The sequence below is a fragment of the Actinoplanes sp. ATCC 53533 genome, assembly GCF_003947245.1.
Genome location: NZ_QHHV01000703.1, coordinates 1 through 482, shown reverse-complemented (window position 1 = coordinate 482; position 482 = coordinate 1). Strand labels below are relative to the sequence as shown.

At 63.1% G+C, this 482-nt stretch carries 1 protein-coding gene; it reads right to left on the bottom strand.

Going from position 1 to position 482, the window contains the following annotated elements; genetic code table 11:
• Window positions 1–202: 202 nt before the first annotated feature.
• Window positions 203–482, bottom strand: a 280-nt coding sequence (locus tag DMB66_RS60735; RefSeq protein WP_148113026.1) for a C40 family peptidase, incomplete at its 5' end; no start/stop codon positions are given.

Here is a 482-nt window from a genome sequence, read left to right as displayed (position 1 = left end):
TCGAAGGACATGACGTTGGCACCACCGGGCCCGCGCCGACGATATCGAAGTCCGTCAGCCGCGCCTGCGCTTCACTGGCGTTGCCATTCCATCGCATGAGGCGACAACGCTTCCGCCTGCCTCACGTTGCTCATCACCTGGGGAATGCCAGTGGAGCACGACCCCAGAGGGCGCGCTCCACTTCATGAGTCGGCAGTTATCGTCAGGCGGAAACGAGGCGCCGCACGACGTAGCTGTTGCTGTAGACCTTCTGCTTCTGGACGGTCTTGCCGGCGCGGGGAGAGGCCCACATGTAGCCGCCACCGGCATAGATGCCGACGTGGGTGCCGTAGGACCCGGAGCGGAAGACCAGTAGATCGCCCGCCTTCTTGTTGCCCTTGCTGACGGCCTTGCCGTACTTCTGCTGCGAGTTGGCCTTGTGCGGCAGCTTCTTGCCGACGGCCTTCTTGTAGACGTACATGGTGTAGCCGGAGCAGTCGAAC